General features: G+C 41.0%; 19 protein-coding genes. 10 read left to right on the top strand and 9 right to left on the bottom strand.

Translation table 11 applies throughout. The annotated features are described in order from the left end of the window. Window positions 1-25 precede the first annotated feature (25 nt). Entirely contained in the window at window positions 26-562 is a 537-nt protein-coding gene (locus J4E06_RS17165; protein WP_349525230.1) for a SixA phosphatase family protein, read from the top strand. 157 nt (window positions 563-719) lie between these two features. Here J4E06_RS17165 and J4E06_RS17160 read toward each other — a convergent pair whose 3' ends face one another. Continuing rightward, on the bottom strand, window positions 720-1,463 hold the full coding sequence (locus tag J4E06_RS17160; protein ID WP_349525229.1) for a DUF6503 family protein: 744 nt from the start codon (window positions 1,461-1,463) through the stop codon (window positions 720-722). Between the two features lie 80 nt (window positions 1,464-1,543). On the opposite strand from J4E06_RS17160, the gene smpB reads away from it, so the two are divergent. Further along, a complete protein-coding gene (gene smpB, locus J4E06_RS17155) occupies window positions 1,544-2,005 on the top strand; it encodes an SsrA-binding protein SmpB (protein WP_349525228.1) in 462 nt (153 codons plus the stop codon). Here smpB and J4E06_RS17150 read toward each other — a convergent pair. Beyond that, a complete protein-coding gene (locus J4E06_RS17150; protein ID WP_349525227.1) occupies window positions 2,002-2,643 on the bottom strand; it encodes a protein-L-isoaspartate(D-aspartate) O-methyltransferase in 642 nt (213 codons plus the stop codon). The genes smpB and J4E06_RS17150 overlap by 4 nt on opposite strands. Window positions 2,644-2,757: 114 nt before the next feature. Here J4E06_RS17150 and J4E06_RS17145 point away from each other — a divergent pair, with 114 nt between their 5' ends. The 8 genes from J4E06_RS17145 to J4E06_RS17110 all read left to right on the top strand — a co-directional run bounded on the left by J4E06_RS17145 (window position 2,758) and on the right by J4E06_RS17110 (window position 10,474). Beyond that, a complete protein-coding gene (locus J4E06_RS17145; RefSeq protein WP_349525264.1) occupies window positions 2,758-3,723 on the top strand; it encodes a Gfo/Idh/MocA family protein in 966 nt (321 codons plus the stop codon). A 52-nt stretch (window positions 3,724-3,775) separates the two neighbouring features. Further along, on the top strand, window positions 3,776-4,663 hold the full coding sequence (locus tag J4E06_RS17140) for a 3-hydroxybutyryl-CoA dehydrogenase (protein WP_349525226.1): 888 nt from the start codon (window positions 3,776-3,778) through the stop codon (window positions 4,661-4,663). A gap of 6 nt (window positions 4,664-4,669) precedes the next feature. Further along, window positions 4,670-5,905, top strand: a complete 1,236-nt coding sequence (locus J4E06_RS17135; RefSeq protein ID WP_349525225.1) for a DUF1015 domain-containing protein — start codon at window positions 4,670-4,672, stop codon at window positions 5,903-5,905. Window positions 5,906-6,200: 295 nt separating this feature from the next. Then, window positions 6,201-6,860 (top strand): YggS family pyridoxal phosphate-dependent enzyme, encoded by a 660-nt coding sequence (locus tag J4E06_RS17130; RefSeq protein ID WP_349525224.1) that lies wholly within the window; start codon window positions 6,201-6,203, stop codon window positions 6,858-6,860. 14 nt (window positions 6,861-6,874) lie between these two features. After that, window positions 6,875-8,206 (top strand): exonuclease domain-containing protein, encoded by a 1,332-nt coding sequence (locus J4E06_RS17125; RefSeq protein WP_349525223.1) that lies wholly within the window; start codon window positions 6,875-6,877, stop codon window positions 8,204-8,206. A 3-nt stretch (window positions 8,207-8,209) separates the two neighbouring features. Beyond that, entirely contained in the window at window positions 8,210-9,064 is an 855-nt protein-coding gene (locus J4E06_RS17120) for an ion transporter (protein ID WP_349525222.1), read from the top strand. Beyond that, window positions 9,061-9,984: a tRNA (adenosine(37)-N6)-dimethylallyltransferase MiaA gene (gene miaA, locus J4E06_RS17115; RefSeq protein ID WP_349525221.1), complete on the top strand. Its 924-nt coding sequence runs from the start codon at window positions 9,061-9,063 to the stop codon at window positions 9,982-9,984. Before J4E06_RS17120 ends, miaA begins: the two co-directional genes overlap by 4 nt. Next, on the top strand, window positions 9,977-10,474 hold the full coding sequence (locus tag J4E06_RS17110) for a gluconokinase (protein WP_349525220.1): 498 nt from the start codon (window positions 9,977-9,979) through the stop codon (window positions 10,472-10,474). Before miaA ends, J4E06_RS17110 begins: the two co-directional genes overlap by 8 nt. 179 nt (window positions 10,475-10,653) lie before the next feature. Here the strand turns inward: J4E06_RS17110 and J4E06_RS17105 are convergent, their stop codons facing one another. The 7 genes from J4E06_RS17105 to recN form a co-directional block, all read right to left on the bottom strand. Continuing rightward, window positions 10,654-11,370: a response regulator transcription factor gene (locus tag J4E06_RS17105; RefSeq protein ID WP_349525219.1), complete on the bottom strand. Its 717-nt coding sequence runs from the start codon at window positions 11,368-11,370 to the stop codon at window positions 10,654-10,656. Window positions 11,371-11,380: 10 nt separating this feature from the next. Further along, window positions 11,381-12,964 (bottom strand): sensor histidine kinase, encoded by a 1,584-nt coding sequence (locus J4E06_RS17100; RefSeq protein WP_349525218.1) that lies wholly within the window; start codon window positions 12,962-12,964, stop codon window positions 11,381-11,383. Between the two features lie 64 nt (window positions 12,965-13,028). Beyond that, window positions 13,029-13,625, bottom strand: a complete 597-nt coding sequence (coaE, locus tag J4E06_RS17095; RefSeq protein WP_349525217.1) for a dephospho-CoA kinase — start codon at window positions 13,623-13,625, stop codon at window positions 13,029-13,031. Continuing rightward, window positions 13,622-14,578: a CdaR family protein gene (locus J4E06_RS17090; RefSeq protein ID WP_349525216.1), complete on the bottom strand. Its 957-nt coding sequence runs from the start codon at window positions 14,576-14,578 to the stop codon at window positions 13,622-13,624. Before J4E06_RS17090 ends, coaE begins: the two co-directional genes overlap by 4 nt. A 2-nt stretch (window positions 14,579-14,580) precedes the next feature. Next, a complete protein-coding gene (locus tag J4E06_RS17085) occupies window positions 14,581-15,588 on the bottom strand; it encodes a glycosyltransferase family 2 protein (protein ID WP_349525215.1) in 1,008 nt (335 codons plus the stop codon). Between the two features lie 162 nt (window positions 15,589-15,750). Next, a complete protein-coding gene (locus J4E06_RS17080) occupies window positions 15,751-16,563 on the bottom strand; it encodes an enoyl-ACP reductase FabI (protein ID WP_349525214.1) in 813 nt (270 codons plus the stop codon). Between the two features lie 319 nt (window positions 16,564-16,882). Beyond that, the gene (gene recN, locus J4E06_RS17075) at window positions 16,883-18,535 is read right to left on the bottom strand and encodes a DNA repair protein RecN (protein ID WP_349525213.1); all 1,653 of its coding nucleotides are present in this window, start codon (window positions 18,533-18,535) and stop codon (window positions 16,883-16,885) included. Window positions 18,536-18,539 lie beyond the last annotated feature (4 nt).

Here is an 18,539-nt window from a genome sequence, read left to right as displayed (position 1 = left end):
TGAATAACAAAAATACACGGGAACTTTGAATAGAACTATGCGAACCATCAAACCTCTAATTGCCCTTGCAATTATACTCGTTGGATATATTGGCTGCAAAAAAGATACGAAAATTGGGGAAGACCCCGTTATTTCCACCTACTATTTTATAAGGCATGCCGAAAAAGACAGAACCGACCCTGAAAACCCGGACCCAGAGCTAAATCAGGATGGATTGGACAGGGCCATTCGATGGGCCGAAGTATTCGACCCTATTCCGCTGGATATGGTCTATTCCACCAATTATGAGCGTACATCAATGACCGCGGCCCCAACTTCGATCAAAAAAGATATCGATATTGAATACTACGACCCAAACACCATGGATATCGAAGAGTTCAAGTTGGTAAACGAAGGAAAAAATGTGCTTGTCGTGGGGCACAGCAATACTACCCCCATGTTGGTAAACAAAATGATTGGCTTGGAAAAATACGACGCCATGGACGATACGGACAACAGTAGTTTGTTTATTGTCCGCATAATAGATGGAATCCCGACGGATATCCGGTTAAAAATGGATTGATTTTTTCTAACTTAAAACCGTCAATTCGAGTGAAATTTTGCAAAAATTTTTTATCGAGAATATGGTTTTCGAAGAAAAAATTCTATTCTCGACACTTGTTTTCTCCACTTTTGCTACAAAAACAAACTCGAACTGACGAATTTTTCCACAGAAACACCTATAAGGGAGTCACGGTAATATTGTTCAACTCAATTTTTGATAGCAGTTCCAACTCACCCTCGTTGTATCGTTGCCCGATTTCAAAAATTCCTGAGGAGTCATCCTTTGGTTTGTAATTCTCGTAATCCACAAAACGGATACCGTTTACGTAGCGTTCATTGTAAGCTTTTCGAAAGCGCTGTCCTCCGCCATCCACGTGAAAGTCGTAGGCTAGGTAATAGGGCTTAAAGGTTTTTAAATCAAACCAATACAGGTAAGTATCCTCAAAGTCATCGCCCCCGCCCTGTTGGTCAAAAGTGACTTTTACTTTGTAATATTCCTTGTCTTCAATAGTTTCTTTGCCCAAAAGTTCTTTGTTTACGGCAGCATCATTTAACCCGTAGGGCAATCGCACAAAATAATGCACCGAGTTGATGGAGTTGGCGTATTTTACGGCCATGGTATCCGGCACTACCACCAAAGAATCGTTCATATACCTTTCAAAATCATCGCCCCGTTTTACATCGGTAATAGTGGTGGTATCCAACTCGGAAATTCGTGTAAAAACACGAAGGCCATCCACATTTTCGGAAACATAGCTTTTGTCCCTAAAATCAAAAGAGACTTTGCGGTTGTCGAATTGCTTGCCGCCACTATCGGCAATGGAATTGTCAATAATTTCTTGAGCCGTCAAGGCTTTCTTTGGTTCTTGTTTGCACCCAATGGAAAAAACAAGCATTAGGGGAATTAAAATTCTTTTCATGAGTTGGTTTTGGTACTTATTCGTAAAATCTACCATAACATTACAATTTTCTTGGCAAAGAGTTTATATTTTTGTCCACGATGCAGAAAAATATCAACATAAAAAATAGAAGAGCCCGATTTGATTACGAAATATTGGACACCTATACGGCAGGTATTGTTTTGGGTGGTACCGAAATAAAATCGCTCCGATTGGGTAAAGCTTCCATTTCACAAAGCTTTTGTGAATTCAATGACAAAGGCGAACTTTTTGTGGTCAATATGCAGATTGATGAATACAGCCACGCAAGTCATTTTAACCACGCCCCCAAGGCTGTACGTAAATTGTTGCTCAACAAACGGGAACTAAAAAAGCTTCAAAAGGAGGTGGCCGCCACGGGCCTCACCATTGTTCCGCTCAAAGTTTTTATCAATGATAGAGGTCTAGCCAAAATGAACATTGGCCTAGCCAAGGGTAAAAAACTATACGACAAACGCGAAACCATTAAAAGTCGGGACAGCAAGCGCAACTTGGACCGAATCAAAAAAAGTTTTAACAACTAATTTTTGTCTTCCAGCAAAGGAACAAATCGGAAAGAGCCAAATTCCTTTTTCTCAAACTCTTTTTCTGACTTTCTCTCGAACAAGGTCATAATCTGTTCATCCACGCCAACAGGAATTACCAACCTGCCCCCTACTTTCAATTGGGACAATAACGGTCTTGGCACCTCGGGAGCGCCCGCAGTCACAATAATGCCATCAAAAGGTGCCTCTTCGGGCAATCCTTTGTACCCATCGCCAAAAATCATTTTCTTGGGACGGTAATGCATTTTATTGAAGAACAAGCGAGTTGTCTTGAACAATTCCAACTGACGCTCAATCGTGTAAACCTTCGCTCTTAAATGCAATAAAATTGCAGTTTGATATCCACTTCCCGTACCAATCTCCAATATTTTGGCATTGGGTTTCACCTCCAACAATTCACTTTGGAAAGCAACGGTATATGGTTGGGATATGGTTTGGTCGGCACCAATGGGAAATGCTTTGTCTTGATAGGCATGGTCTTCAAAACCGCTGTCCAAAAACAAGTGTCTTGGAATGGTTTTTATGGCTTCCAATACCTTTTTGTCCGTAACTCCCTTGGTGGCAACAATCTCGGCCAAATTATTGCGCATTCCCTTGTGCTTGTGCGTATCCTTCATCGTCTGTAGTCTGGTGGCACGAATTTATAAAGTTCCCCCAAATATCCCCGTAGTTCCGTTCAAATTTTTATGGAAACTGACATCATATCCGTATTTTTGACAAAAACAGGTAATATGCTAAAAGTTGGTGTCCTGGGAGCAGGACATTTAGGGAAAATTCACCTAAGGCTCTTAAACCAATCGGACAAATACGAACTCGTTGGATTTTATGATCCAGACGAAATCAATGCTAAAAAAGTAGCCGCCGAATTTGGTTATTCCCATTACGCAAACATCAACAATTTGATAGACGCTGTAGATGTGGTTGATATTGTAACACCAACCTTGTCGCATTTTGATTGTGCCAAAAAAGCCATCGAAAAAGGAAGGCACATTTTCATAGAAAAGCCTATTACCAATACACTTGAAGAAGCCGAAGAACTACTGGAGCTGTCCAAAAAACATGGTGTAAAAGGCCAGGTAGGACACGTTGAACGCTTTAATCCTGCATTTTTGGCCGTTAAAGACAAAATCGAGAACCCAATGTTCATCGAAACGCATCGTTTGGCGGAATTCAATCCCAGAGGTACGGATGTCCCCGTAGTTTTGGACTTGATGATCCACGATATTGATGCGATATTGAGCGTGGTGCCATCAGAAGTGGAAAAAATCAATGCGAGCGGCGTTTCCGTAATCAGTCAATCGCCGGATATTGCCAATGCCCGTATTCAATTTAAAAATGGTTGTGTCGCCAACCTTACTTCCAGCCGTATTTCGTTGAAAAATATGCGTAAGTCACGCTTTTTTCAACGGGACGCTTACATTTCTGTTGATTTTTTGGAGAAAAAAGTGGAAGTGGTAAAAATGAAGGACGCACCCGAAAAGCCTGGGGATTTTGATATGATCCTTCAAAACGCGGAAGGATTGAAAAAACAAATCTATTTTGAAAACCCCGAAATAGACGTAAACAATGCCATTTTGGACGAGTTGGAAACCTTTGCAGAGGCCATTAACAACAACACCACCCCAATCGTAAGTTTGGAACAAGGCACCAATGCCCTTCGCGTCGCCCTTCAAATAATTGAGTCTTTTGAAAATTAACTTGTTGTCTCTCGACTGTGCTCGAATTGATCACAATTTTAAATAACATACTATGAAAAAAATAGCAGTAATCGGTGCGGGAACCATGGGTAATGGAATTGCCCACGTATTTGCACAAAACGGATACAAGGTCAATCTGGTGGACATTGCACAGACTTCCTTGGACAAAGGCTTGGCAACCATCACCAAAAATTTAGACCGAATGATAGCCAAAGAGGTAATCGATGAAGCTAAAAAAGATGCTACCCTTGCAAATATTGCAAGATATACCGATTTAAAAGATGGTGTTTCCAACACTGATTTGGTTGTTGAAGCGGCAACGGAGAACTTGGACATCAAACTGAAGATTTTTGAAGATTTGGATGCAATCTGCAAAGCAGAGACCATTTTAGCCACCAATACGTCCTCCATTTCCATCACGCAGATTGGCGCGGCCACCAAACGCCCAGAAAAGGTAATTGGAATGCACTTTATGAATCCAGTACCGATTATGAAATTGGTCGAGATCATTCGTGGGTACAGTACATCTGATGAAGTCACGGAAACCATCATGGAGCTGTCCAAAAAATTAGGAAAAACCCCAACCGAGGTAAACGATTACCCTGGATTTGTAGCCAACCGCATTTTAATGCCCATGATCAATGAATCCATCGAAACCTTATATAATGGCGTAGCGGGTGTTGAAGAAATTGATACCGTAATGAAATTGGGCATGGCGCACCCCATGGGACCGCTGCAATTGGCGGATTTTATCGGTTTGGATATATGCCTTTCCATTTTGAACGTGATGTATGATGGTTTCAAGAATCCAAAATATTCCCCTTGTCCCCTACTCGTCAATATGGTAATGGCGGGCAAGCTCGGTGTAAAATCAGGTGAAGGTTTTTACGATTATTCCGAATCCAGAAAAGCAGAAAAGGTTTCCGCTCAATTCAAATAAGAATTCATGGCTATTGTAAAGCCTTTTAAGGCCATACGCCCTACAAGGGACAAAGTTTTTTTTGTTGCATCGCGCTCCTACGAGGAATATTCCAAAGAGGAGTTGAAGGCGATACTTCAGTACAATCCTTTCTCTTTTCTGCACATCATCAACCCGGGATTCAAGTTTGAAAAGAACATCAAAGGCAAAGAACGATTTGGTCTCGTGCACAATCGGTATTTGGAGTTTTTGGAGGAAAACATCTTTCAAAAAGATGAGGAGCCAAGTTTTTATCTATATCAAATTGAAAAAGATGATTTTAAGAGCTTGGGGTTCTTTTGTGCTTGCAGCGTTGATGATTACCGAAACAATGTCATCAAAAAGCACGAAGACACCATTCAAGATCGTGAAGAGTTGTTTGCCGACTACTTGCATACCGTAGGCTTTAACGCTGAGCCGGTTTTAATGACCTATGAGGACAATGAATTAGTGGATGAAATCTTTCAGCGTAAAATAGAACGGAAACCCGAGTACGATTTTACCACCACCGATAGAGTCAACCATAAACTTTGGAAAATCTCGTATCCCGAAGGGATTGAAAAATTGGAAAGGGCCTTTGGCGACCTCGATGCGCTTTATATTGCCGATGGACATCACCGCAGTGCCTCATCGAGTTTGTTGGCGGACCTGAAAAAGTCGCAGAACGAGAACCACACAGGTGAGGAAGCCTACAACTATTTTATGGCCTACCTGATTCCAGAATCGCAGATGAGGGTCTTTGAGTTCAACAGAATGGTAAAGGACTTGAATGGATATTCCAAAAAAGAGTTCTTGATTAAACTAGATGAACACTTCCGTATAGAAAAAAGAGAGGATGGACTGTGCAAGCCCTCCAAAAAACATCAGTTCAGCATGTATTTGGAGGGTGAGTTTTATACGCTTCATTTTCGAAAAACGAATCACCAATTTACGGATGCATTGAGCCGATTGGACACCCAAATCCTGTACAAGACGATTTTGGAGCCTATTTTGGGCATTTCCGATCTAAGAAATGACAAACGGATATGCTATGGTTATGGAAAGAACAACCTCATACAAATGAAGGATTTGGTGGACTCCGGCAACTACGCCGTTGGTTTTAGCCTAGTCCCCACCACTATTGAAGAAATTAAGGCAATTGCCGATGCAGGTTTGGTAATGCCCCCAAAAAGCACGTATATTGAGCCTAAGCTCCGCAGTGGGCTAGCTATTTATGAATTGTAAATTTTAAAACACAGTACATTTTGATGAAAAATTCGTCATTTCGAGTGGATTTCACGACAGCATGAGTGAAATTTGTATCGAGAAAAAGAATTTTTATCTAAAAAGGTTCTCGATATGATTTTTCGTTCCTCAAAATCACTCGAACTGACGGTTTTTAACCATAAAATTATCAAAATGCACATCGAGTATTACTATTGTCATTCCTGTGCCCCCGTTCATAAACAGGATAAAAAAGCAGGAATCCATTAACCAAAAAAACATCCCGCATCAAGTGCGGAATGACATCAGTTAAACTATGTCCGTAAAAGATAATCTCAATACAATAAAATCAGAACTTCCCGACGAAGTTACTTTGGTCGCCGTTTCCAAAACCAAACCCAACGAGGATATTTTGGAAGCCTACGAGGCAGGGCAACGGGTATTTGGAGAAAACAAAGTGCAGGAAATGGTCCAAAAATGGGAAGATTTGCCCAAGGACATCGAATGGCACATGATTGGCCACCTGCAGCGCAACAAGGTCAAATACATGGCCGAGTTTGTTTCTTTGATCCACGGGGTGGACAGCCCAAGGTTGTTGAAGGAAATCAACAAACAGGCTAAAAAACACGACCGAGTAATTCCATGTCTGCTTCAAATCCATATTGCCGAGGAGGATACCAAATTTGGTCTGGACAAAGCAGAACTGGAAGAACTTATCGAGTCTGATACGTTCAAGGCTATGGAAAACATCAAAATTGTTGGGTTGATGGGCATGGCCACCTTTACGGACGATATGGATCAAGTGAGGAGAGAGTTTGCCCAGCTTAAATCCATGTTCGATGCACTAAAAGCAAAACTTTCCGATATCACCATCCTTTCCATGGGCATGAGTGGGGATTATAGCATTGCCATTGATGAGGGTAGCACCATGGTACGGATTGGAAGCAGTATATTTGGGGCTAGAAACTATTCATAAACCATTCATTTTCCATGTACGCTATACTCGACATTGAAAGCACGGGAGGAAAATATAATGAGGAAGGCATTACCGAAATCGCCATCCACAAATTTGATGGGCATCAGGTAGTTGATAAATTCATTTGTCTGGTAAATCCAGAAAGAGAAATACAGCCTTTTGTGGCGAAGCTTACGGGCATCAACAACAAAATGTTGCGTTCGGCGCCCAAGTTCCACGAAGTGGCCAAGCGTATTGTGGAGATTACCGAAGGAACGGTTTTGGTAGCGCATAATGCACAATTTGATTATCGCATTCTTCGTACAGAGTTCAGACGACTTGGGTACGATTTTCAACGAAAGACGCTTTGTACGGTAGATCTGTCCAAACAACTGATTCCAGAGGCTGAATCCCATAGTTTGGGAAAATTGGCGCGTTCTCTCGGAATCCCGATGAGTGACAGACACCGTGCCAACGGAGACGCCCTAGCTACTTTGAAACTCTTCAAGTTATTGTTGGACAAAGATTCGGACAAAAGAATCATTACCGAGATTATTCGCGAGGAAACGCATGGGGAACTTTCGCCAAATCAATTGGATATGGTTTTCAGCCTTCCATCGGAAACAGGTGTGTACTATATGCACGATAAAGACGGGGAAATCATCTTTTTAGGCAAGACCAAGGATATCAAAAAAAGGGTGAACCAGCATTTTACCAATGTAGGTAAATTGGCAAGGAAACTTCAAAAAGAAACAAAGAAGGTCACCTACGAAACCACTGGCAGTGAGCTAATTGCTATTTTAAAGGCTTATTTGGAACAGCAAAAAAACAAACCCCGATACAATCACGTTTCTAATAAAAAACTCTTTACGCACACCGTGGATTTTAGCCAAAACGGAACTGAACATATTGTTTTGGGCGTCGAAAAAAACCGAGCACTCGAGTATAAAAAAATAGCCTTCAATGGAACAAATGCAGCCAAAAGCTTTATAAACAAACTATCCGATGAGTTTGAACTTTGCCCTTGCTCATTGCGGGAAGATGAAGTGTGCATACACCGAGAAACTGAACTTACTGCATCGGATTGCAATCAAAAAGTGCTTTCTGCTTTTGAAAAATACAGCATCCGAAAAAAGAGTATTGCATTGACCGATCGTGGTAGGGAAACCGGGGAACGTAGTTTTATTTTGATCAAAAATGGTTGTCTTCAAGGGTTTGGCTATGTGGAACTCAACCATCAAATCAATAATATTCCTATATTGGAATCGATTATGACGCCGATACGAAGCGATGAAAACACTACATTTATTGTGGAAACCTATCTGAGAAAAAATAACCGACTAAAAACCATACCGTTAACCTCCTGATCATTGAAAGAGCACAAACCACTATCAAAATGGAAAAACAAACTTCATGAAGTCATTTATGAAGCGGATACTCCATCAGGTAAGTTGTTCGATATTGTTCTTTTTATCCTTATCATCATCAGTGTTGTTTTGGTCATGCTGGAGAGTATTGATGAATTTGATCAGAAGTACCACAGAACACTGTTGACCCTTGAATGGGTGATTACAATTTTCTTTACCCTGGAATATATTGCCCGATTGATAAGTATCAAAAAACCATTAAAGTACGTTTTCAGTTTTTACGGAATCATTGATTTTTTATCCACTATTCCATTATATCTTTCCTACATTTTGGCTGGCTCACAAGTATTATTGGCGGTACGGGCATTCCGTTTGCTTCGGATTTTCAGGATATTGAAACTCGTCAAGTTTATGGGCGAAGCTTCCCAGTTGCAGTCTGCTTTAAAGGCCAGTCGGGCAAAAATTGCAGTCTTTATCTATGTGGTTTTGATTCTATCCGTTATCATGGGAACGGTTATGTACATTGTGGAAGGGGATGAATCTGGCTTTACCAGCATTCCAAAAAGTATTTATTGGACTATTGTTACCCTAACCACAGTGGGTTACGGGGACATTGCGCCACAGTCCAACCTAGGACAATTTTTGGCCACTGTCATCATGATTTTGGGTTATGGTATCATTGCTGTTCCCACGGGAATTGTTACCGCAGAATTTGCGCGAAATAGAAACAACCAAAAAGAAAATGATGATGATAAAGGTTTTTTAGTGCACGTAAATACCCAGGCCTGCCCCAGTTGCTCTGTTGAGGGCCATAGGGACGACGCCACCCACTGTTATAATTGCGGACACCCATTATGAGCACAAAAGTTTTATTGACGGTTGTGGGGCCTACAGCGATTGGAAAAACCGCATTGGCCATTCAACTGGCCCATCATTTTGATACTGAAATACTTTCTGCCGACTCAAGACAATTTTTCAAGGAAATGGAAATAGGCACAGCTGTGCCGACCAAAGAAGAATTGAAAAAGGTCCCACATCATTTCATCCAACATAAAAGTATTTTTGAACCCTACTCCGTAGGAGATTTTGAGAAAGAGGCCATCAACCTATTGGATGATTTGTTTTTGAAGAAGGATATAGTTGTTATGGTCGGTGGTAGCGGACTATATGTTGATGCGGTTGTATCTGGGTTGAATGAGTTTCCCGAAGTTGACCCCGAAATACGGGAAAAATTAAATCAGCAGCTGGAAGAAGAAGGATTGGAGCCCCTTCAAAACGAATTAAAGCAACGGGACCCAAAATATTACAAAAGCGTTGATCTAGACAATCCGCACAGATTGATTCGAGCTTTGGAGGTATGCATTGCCTCGAACAAACCATACTCCTCATTCCTGAACCTCCCCAAACCAAAACGGTCATTTAAAACACTCTATGTTGGGATAGATGCGCCAAGGGAAGTAATCTACGACCGAATAAATACCCGCGTTGACCTGATGATGGACGCAGGATTGCTGAATGAGGTCAAAAAGCTCTATCCACACAAAAAACTCAATGCCTTACAAACAGTTGGTTACAAGGAACTTTTTGAATATATTGAAGCGCAGTCCACATTAGAATTTGCTGTTTCGGAAATCAAAAAGAATACTAGACGATTTGCGAAACGGCAACTGACATGGTTGCGAAAAAATAATGGCATTTTGTGGATACCTTATGATGGTGAGCCAAACCAGGTACTACAAATGGTCACAGACCAACTAAAAACCAACCTTTATGCCTAATGGTAAAACTGTGATTGTAGTTATGGGAGTCAGTGGTTCCGGTAAAAGTTCCATCGGAAAACTGCTTTCGGAAAAACTCTCGCGACCTTTTTATGATGGTGATGACTTTCATCCCAAAGCCAACGTAAAAAAAATGAGTTCGGGCCAGCCCTTGAACGATGAAGACCGAAAAGAATGGCTCATTGCCCTAAATAAACTGGCCATAGAACATCGGCATAAAGGCGCGGTTATCGCATGCTCCGCTCTAAAAAAGAATTACAGGAGCCTTTTACGAGCTGGAATGGGAGATTGTATGATGTTTGTTTATTTGGAGGGGTCTTTTGAACTTATAAAATCCAGATTGGATAAAAGAAAAAATCATTTTATGACTGCCCAACTGTTGCAGTCACAATTTGATACTTTGGAAGCCCCGTCCAAAGCAATCACTGTCTCCATTGACAACACTCCTGCCAAAATGGTCAGGGAAATAATAAAAAAACTTTACGATTAAAGACCCCTTTTTTCAGCAGAAAAGAGACTGCCTAAAAAGTATTGAAACACGTCATTCTGAATTTATTTCAGAATCTCATCATACTGATAAACAAATCACTATGAGAACCTGAATCAAGTTCAGGTTGACGAAACCTCACATTTTAGACAGTCTCTTTTATTAGTTATTTGAGCGATTTGCTACTGCTCGTTTTCAGCTTTTACAACCAACCTGAAGCCTTCTCCGTGAATGTTAAGGATTTCTACCAAGTCATCTTTTTTGAGATATTTCCTCAACTTGGCGATATACACATCCATACTTCTTGAGGTAAAGTAGTTGTCGTCTCTCCAGATTTTGGTCAGCGCCAATTCCCTTGGCATTAAATCGTTTTCGTGAAGTGCCAACAAACGTAGCAACTCGTTTTCTTTTGGAGATAGTTTAATGGGCTCCTCTTCTTTATATTTTAGGAATCGTAACTTTGAGTTTAAGTGGAAATTTCCGATTTCAAACTCAAATTGTTTGCTGTCGGCCAGAGAGCCAGATGCTTTTCTTTGTAGGATTGCTTTTAGCTTCATCAAAAGTACTTCAGAGTCAAAAGGCTTGTTCAAGTAATCATCCGCGCCTGCCTTGTACCCTTTAAGAACGTCCTCTTTCATAGTCTTGGCGGTCAAAAAGATAATGGGAACGTTCTCGTTCTTCTCACGGATTTCCTTTGCGAGTGTAAATCCATCCTTGTACGGCATCATTACGTCCAAAATACACACATCGTAGTTGTCTTTTTTGAACTTCTCAAAACCCTCCATTCCATTTTTGGCCAGAACGACATCAAAATCGTTCATGGTCAAATAATCTTTAAGGACAATTCCAAAATTTGGGTCGTCCTCAACCAATAATATCTTTTTTTTCTCGGTATCCATAGTTCGCTTTTTAAATTAAAGGGAGTTTTATATAGAAAGTGCTTCCTTTTCCTTTTTCACTTTCTGCATAAACCTCACCTTGATGATCGTCAATAATTCGTTTTACGTAGGCCAAACCTAATCCATGGCCTTTAACGTTATGTATGTCGCCGGTATGCTCCCGGTAAAATTTTTCAAATACTTTTTTAAGTACGGCTTTGCTCATTCCCGCTCCGTGGTCCTGTACTTTTATAATAATGCTGTTTTTGGCTACCTCGGTGTACACATCAATTTTGGGTGTTTCCGGGGAATATTTTACCGCATTGTCCAGAATGTTTACTATCACATTGGTCATGTGCATCTCATTGGCCAACACATCGGCCCGTTCGGCATCAAGGTGGGCGTTGACATACCCTCCCCTATCCTGCACGATCAAATCAATGTGGGCAATGGCATCGGTTACTATGTCATGCATGTTTACCCTATCCTTGCTAATGTCCAATTGATTTTTTTCCAGTTTGGATATTCTCAAGACATTCTCAACCTGAGCGTGCATACGTTTGTTCTCATCACGAATCATGCCCAAGTATCTCAATACCTTTTCCTTGTCCTCAATGGATTTTGGATTTCGAATCGCTTCCACTGCTAGATTTATCGTCGCTATTGGTGTTTTGAATTCGTGCGTCATATTATTGATAAAATCTGACTTGATCTCGGAAATCCGCTTTTGTTTGATTAACTGGTAAATGGCACTGGAATATGCCAACACAATTACCAATGTAAATACCAAGGACAGCAACGCCATTCCCATTACTGAGCTAAATATGTACTTCTTCATACTCGGAAAAGTCAACAACAAGGAAAAGTTCGAAACCCCCTCGCTATCCTTGAAAATGGGAGCTTTGTACATTTTGGAACCGGAAAATTTAAATTTTCTGGACCTTATCTTGGTTGGGTAACCTTGACTATACACCCCATACTCATAATCCGTATTTATATTTCTGTTGCTCAACTCCTGACTGAGCAACAGTTCCAATTCTTGCTTGGAAACACGTTTATGGATTGGACGTGTCTTGGCAGCTTCCATAAAAACATCCTCCCACGCGGCTTTATCAATACTGCTTAGACCTCCGATTTTTTCTGCACGCTGTATCGGCGTGAGGCTATAGCTCTTGCCATCCAGTCCATACTCTTCCTTGAAAACCGCTTTTGTACGTTTGCTGGTAAAATTTTTTATGGTAGTAGTATCTTCACCACCTTGACTTATATCAAAGAACGCTGAGGTTATATTGTAATCTTCTTCGAGGATTCCGTGGGAATAAAAAAGAATCTCATCAGAATTTAAATCACGGTCTACAAACAAAAAATTCTTGTATTGTGTGCTCTTGGGCTCACCTATACTGTCTGCAAGAGAGGCCAAACGATCTGAATATTCCTTCATCTCCCGCTTCTCTACCCTACTTGCAACCTTATCCAGAATGTCCGTGACTGTTCTTGAGAATTGTTCTTCCTTATCGTTTATGGAGGTACGTATCCAATAAACTTGCACAAATATTATCCCTAAAAGGGATAAACTCATAAGAACAACCAGAAGAACGAATAGCTTCTTGTTCATCGGCGTAAAATTAAAAATTTAACATTTAGTAATTTTAGCGTTTAACCAAAACTTAACATAAATGTTAAAATTTTGATGCTAATGCTAAAAGTTTGAGATGTAGTTCTTTAACCTTTCTTTTGGTTTTGTCCAATTCAAAGTTTTTGAGCGAAAAATCGGCGAGTTCAAGCTTTTGATCATCATCCAGTTGATTTTTCATGCGATCAACAACAGCTTGCTTGGTCACCCTATCCCTATCCATTACTCTTTGAACACGTATTTCGGCAGGTGCTGTTACTAAGATAGTATAATCATACTTATCTTCGGCTTCATTTTCAAAAATCAGTGCGGTTTCCTGCACAACATAGGGTGATTTTTGGTTTTGGGCCCACTTTAAAAAATGATCCCGCACCGCCGGATGCACTATTCCGTTCAGTTTGTCCAGTAATTCTGGATCATTGAAGACTTTATTGGCTATGTAAGGCCGGTTTAACGACCCTTCATCACCATAAGATTCCGACCCCAATAAATTTATAATCGCAGATTTGACTTCTTCTGAGTTTTCCATCAACAGTTTTGCCTCCTTATCGGAATTGTACACGGGAACGTCCAATTCTTTGAACATTTTGGCCACAGTGCTCTTGCCACTGCCAATTCCTCCTGTAAGTCCAACTATCATCATTGCTGTTTCAAAACAAAGTTAACGGTATTCTCTTCCAGCTTTATGTCGTATACTTTTTGCGGACTTTCGGTAATCTCCAAGAACAGTTTACTGCTCTCCGACCCATCCAATTGACCGTAATCTGCGACCACTTCAAAATCTGAAGCCGATATTTCCTTCAGCCGTTCTATGGTGGCCTTGCACAGCACGGTTACCGAATTGGGAAAGGTTCTAATTTGATATCCCTCGGGTATGTTTAAAACTTGAATGGGCACATCAAAAACCTTTTCGGAGAATTTGGATACCTTACCAACTACGGTTGCTCGACCCACTGAAAAAATACTGTTTTCCAAGCCTTTGGGGAAAACCAAGCTCACTTCGCTGGAAAAATCTTCATTAATGTTGGTTAACTGTATGGGTGCTGTTTTAATGGTCTCTATCGTATCTATCTCGTTTTTTGGGCCCTTCACTATTACCGAATCAGGGGAGGTTTTGATTTTACCATCCAATATATAATTTTGCTGAAGCTGTATGTTCAACTTAGGTTCAATGGGTATTTTCCTGGAGTCCACTTGATATAAATCCACATCCAATACACTGCGGTCCAAATCCAAGACAGAAATATTTTGAGAAAGCTGCTGATCGATTTGCCTCCGCAATGCTTCTTCACTCATTACATAACCACCATTTTGAAATTTAACTTGGGAAACATCAATATCGATGCGGCGTTTAAAAACCTTGTAGTATAAAAACTGAAAGCCGCTGGTTCTGAGTTTGGCTTCAATTTGATTGTTGGAATTTTTACCCAACAATAACGAGTCGGGAAGATTTCTATAATTAAGCGTAAAATAGGCCCTTGACTCGTACGTTTCCGAAAGGTTGCTGATAAACCAAGCCAAAAAGGAGCATAGCAGGAATAGCGAAAATACTTTCGCTTTCTTTTGATTGAGGCCGTTCAATACCTTTTTAAACACTTTTATTTTTTCTTGAAAAATAGTTTGGGAAACAGTTCCTCTGGATTCTTATTACTAAAGTTAAGCAACATTGTGGACTTGAAAAAACCTATTCCATATCCCGTAAACTGTATCAAAGCGGCCAATATGGCCAAAACAGCCACCACAAGCTTCCTGTTCTTGACCAGTGCATCCAAAAACAATATGAAAAAATAGAACACATATAACATTAAAGGCAACCAAAGTCCAAAAATTGATAGCGTTAAAGCGGTGACCAACCCCAGTATAAACAAGGTAGGAAACCAGTAGGTAGGTTTTGCGGTTCCAGGATGCCATTTGTTGAGTATGGGCCGAACCATCCCGAATTTATTCACCTGAATGTAGAATTTGCTCCAGTCAATGCGTCTTTTATGGTACACAAATGCCTTGGGGAACAATCTTGTATCAAACCCGGCTTTCCATATGCGAAAAGTAAGGTCCGGGTCTTCGCCTGGGTGTATTTGGCCAAAACCGCCCGCTGTTTCAAACGCAACTTTGGAAATCCCCATATTAAAACTACGGGGTTGAAATTTACCTACCGCCTTTTTACCGCCACGGATACCCCCTGTGGTCAAAAATGAAGTCATTACATAATTAATGGCTTTTTGCACCGTGGTGAATGATGCATCGGCAGCATCAGGGCCACCAAAACAATGCACAAATGACCTGTTCAGCTCCTTATCAACTTCTGATAAATATTGTTTGGGGAGAATACAATCCGAATCCAGAATAATAAAATAATTCCCCTTCGCCTTTTTCATTCCAAAATTTCTGGAATCTCCGGGGCCTGAGTTTTCCTTGGAATAGTAGGAAATGTTGAGTTTGTGCCGAAACCTTTCCACAATGCTATCCGAAGGTTCCGTAGACCCGTCCTCCACAATGACCACCTCAAAATCTTTTTGAAAATCTTGTTGTCGAAGACTTTCCAACAGTTCCCGAATTTCTTCGGGCCTATTGTAAACTGGAACTATTATGGAGAAAAGCGTGTTCATTTGAAACAGAAAGAGGGTGTCTAAAAAGTAAGGCAATGTCATATTGAGCTTGTCGAAATATTTTCAACCTACTGATAATCAATATCAGTTTCGACAGGCTCAACCTGACAAATCAAGTTATGAAGACTTTTTAGACAGCCTCTTCCTATATTTTTTTAAGGTTTATTCCGAAAATTCATCGATTACTTCTTGGCTCACCCCTGTATTGGAGAAGCCACCATCATGGAATAGGTTCTGCATGGTTACCTTTTTGGTCAGGTCGGAGAAAAGAGAAACGGTGTAGTTCGCACAATCATCTGCGGTGGCATTGCCCAATGGCGACATTTTTTCCGCGTAGTTGATAAATCCATCAAACCCTTTTACACCTTGCCCAGCCGTAGTTGGGGTTGGGGATTGCGAAATGGTATTTACCCTTACTTTATGTTCTTTTCCAAAAAAGTACCCAAAACTTCTCGCCACAGACTCCAAATACGCCTTATTATCGGCCATATCATTGTAATCGGGGAACGTTCTTTGCGCTGCCATATATGTCAAAGCAACAATACTTCCCCACTCGTTCATAGCTTCCGCTTTGTAAAGCGATTGCATTACTTTATGAAAGGATAGTGCGGACACGTCCCAACCCTTCTCAGTAAAGCTGTAGTTCTCGTCTGTATATTGTCTTCCCTTTCTAACATTGACGGACATTCCTATGGAATGAAGCACAAAGTCCAGCTTTCCTCCCAAAATCTCCATGGACTTCTCAACCAAGTTTTTTAAATCCTCTTCGTTAGTGGCATCTGCGGGAATAATTTCTGAATTGGTTTTCTCCGCCAGTTCCTTGATCTGTCCCATGCGCATAGCGATGGGTGCGTTGGTGAGTACAAATGTACCTCCCTCTTCATGAACACGTTCTGCGGTTTTCCAAGCAATGGAGTTAGGGTCCAAAGCGCCAAAAATGATTCCTTTTTTACCTTTTAAAAGATTGTATGCCATAGTTTCTTGCTATTGTTGATTGTAAGACAAAGATATTTAAACTAATTGAATGTTAACCCAACACAAATAGATAGATTCTCGTTATGCTTAACTTGTTTCAGCACCCATCCCATCCAATAGCCCTATTTATGGGACCCTAAAATAAATTCAGCGATAAAGTATAGTCTTACTTTTAATTAAAGTTTGTCATTTCGAGTGATTTTTAAACCGTAAGGGTAAAAAATTGTATCGAGAAATGAGTGTTTTAAGATATAAATTTGTTCTCGATACTTTTTCATTCTGAAAAAACTCGAACTGACAATTTGCACACTAAGTCTAATTATTGCAACAGCTCCTTGGCGTGGGCCAATGCAGATTCGGACAAGGATTTGCCCCCCAACATCTCGGCCAGTTCGCGAACGCGCTCATCCTTGCTCAATTGTTTGATGTGCGTACTTGTTCCTTCTGCCCCCTCCTCTTTATATACCTTAAATTGATAGCGCCCTTTTGATGCGACCTGTGGTAGATGTGTGATGGAAAATACCTGCATGGTACTGCTCATTTGCTGCATAATCTCCCCCATTCGGTTTGATATTTCCCCGGAAACCCCTGTATCGATCTCATCGAACATCATGGTGGGTAGGTTTTCATATTCCGCCAAGATTGATTTTATCGTCAACATGATTCGGGAAAGCTCCCCGCCTGACGCCACCTTCTTCAGCTCGCCATAATTGGAGCCTTTGTTAGCGGAGAACAAGAAAACCAAATCATCTTTTCCATTGGTTTTGAAGGATTTGGACGGGTTCACTTCAATATTGAAAGTAGCCGATGGCATACCCAACGATGCCAGGTTCGTCTGGAGTCTTTTATTCAATTTAGGGATGACGGCCTTTCTGCCGTCGCTTATTTTTTTGGCCCAGGCATCCACTTTTTTGGTGATGGTAGCGACTTCTTCTTGTTTTTGTTTGATTTTGGACTCAATATTGGCCACTGCATCCACTTTTTGGGCCAAATCCTCCCGAATGACAATCAAATCCGAAACCGAATCCGTATGATGCTTTTTCTGAAGGTCGTACAATTGCTGTAATTGTCCATTCACCACTTCGAGTCTGGCAGGATTCGCTTCCACGCCTTCTTGTAACTGCTCCAATTCCGATGCAATGTCGTCGGTTTCGATCAATACGGATTGAATCCTATCGCTCAACAATTTATAATCAGTGCCAAAATCCGTCAGCCCTTGGAATGCACGTTTTAAGTCGGTAAGGCGGCCCACAATGCCCAATTGTTCATCGTTCAACAATTGATGGCCCGCGGACAATTGTTCCATAATCTGCTCAACATTGCTCAACTGCTCATATTCCTCCTCCAATTCTTCCTGCATGCCTTCCTTAAGTTTTGCTGCCTCCAATTCTTCCAGCAAAAAACTATTGTAATCGTGTTCTTTATCCGCTTCATTCTGAAAATCTTCCAATTTTTGAAGCGCCTTGGATGCCGTTCGTAACCTTTCAAGCTCTTCGGCGTATGTTGACAGGTTTTCTGAGTTGTCGGCCAGAGCATCGAGCACCTTCATCTGAAAATCGTTGTCGGTAAGGCGCATGGTCTGGTGCTGGGAGTGTACATCCACCAACTGATCGCCCAATGCCCGCATCACATCCAAAGTAACGGGAGAATCGTTTACAAACGCCCTGGATTTGCCACTGGGCAGGATTTCACGACGAAGAATGGTCTTATCGTCATAATCCAAGTCATTATCCTCAAAAAATGGCTGAAGTTGATATTTGGATACATCGAACTCTGCTTCAATAACACATTTTTGCGCCGTGTTTTTTAATGATGATAAATCGGCGCGCTTTCCCAGTACCATGGAAAGACCTCCCAAGAGAATTGACTTCCCTGCACCCGTTTCACCGGTTATTGTGGTGAATCCGTTGGAAAACGAAACACTTACATCATCAATGAGTGCGTAATTTTGGATGGATAGATTTACTAGCAATATG

Source organism: Allomuricauda sp. NFXS6 (genome assembly GCF_040148835.1).
Lineage (GTDB): Bacteria > Bacteroidota > Bacteroidia > Flavobacteriales > Flavobacteriaceae > Flagellimonas.
Note: the sequence above shows the minus strand (reverse complement) of the source record. Positions and strands in the feature narration are given on the sequence as shown.